Here is a 1,167-nt window from a genome sequence, read left to right as displayed (position 1 = left end):
CCAACAGCCAGCGCAAGCTCCTGGCCCCCAGTTTTACCTGGGCGCCAAGCGACGCCACCGCCATCACCGTATATGCCCAAGCCCAGCGTGATGACGGCCTGGCCGACTACCAATCGATGCCCATGATCGGTTCGCTAAAACGCGGCCCCAACGGCGAGCGCATCGACCGCGACGCCTTTTTTGGTGACTCGCACTACAACGACTACCTGCGTAATCAGTACGTGTTTGGCTATGAACTCAGCCACGCCTTTAACGACGACCTGACCTACCGCCAGAGTGCTCGTTATATCGACGTGCAAGACCGCTACAAAGGCCTGTACCTGCGCAGCTTTGTGACCACCGCAGGCGTGACCGACTACACCCGGGTCAACCGCACCAAGGTGGACTGGCGCCAACACAACGGCGCTTACACCCTGGATAACAACCTGCAATACACCTTCGCTACTGGCGCCCTGCAACACACCGCGCTGGTTGGCCTCGACTACCGCCACTTCAACCGCCAATACGACGGTTACAACGCCTACAACGTGCCGGTCGACCTCTACAACCCGAGCAATGGCAGCACTGCCGCCTACACGCCCACCCTCGCTACGCAGTGGGACGACACCGTGCGCCAGACCGGCCTCTATGCCCAAGACCAGATCAAATTCAGCAACTGGATTCTCACCATCGGTGGCCGCCACGACTGGGCCGAAGTGGAGAACAAAGACCTGCTGGCCGAAACCATCACCACGCAAAAAGACAAAAAATTGACCGGTCGTATTGGCCTAACCTACGTCACCGAATTTGGCCTGGCGCCTTACATCAGCTACGCCGAATCCTTTCTGCCCAGCGTGGGCACCGGCGCGCCGCAACGCGGAGGCAAGAGCTTCGAACCCACCGAAGGTGAGCAATATGAAGTGGGGGTGAAGTACCAGCCGTACGAGAAAACCCTGATCACCGCGTCGGTATACCAGGTCAAACAAAAGAACGTGCGCACCCAAGACCTGCTCTACCCGGACTACGAAATTCAGAGCGGCGAAGTGCGCTCGCGTGGCGTGGAGCTGGAAGTAAAATCCAGCCTCGATAACATCGACATCCTTGCTGCGGCCTCCTACATGGACTCCATCTACACCAAAGGCAACTGGGGCGAAGAGGGCAACCGCAACGAAGCACAATCGCCGGTAT

Annotated in this window: 1 protein-coding gene; it reads left to right on the top strand. The window is 58.6% G+C overall.

What is annotated here, in order from left to right; translation table 11 throughout:
* Positions 1-1,167: TonB-dependent receptor (locus AAAB16_RS21280; RefSeq protein WP_340665126.1), on the top strand; the 1,167-nt coding region annotated here is incomplete at both ends.

The organism is Pseudomonas sp. (genome assembly GCF_037994325.1).
Classification (GTDB): Bacteria; Pseudomonadota; Gammaproteobacteria; order Pseudomonadales; family Pseudomonadaceae; genus Aquipseudomonas.
Note: the sequence above shows the minus strand (reverse complement) of the source record. Positions and strands in the feature narration are given on the sequence as shown.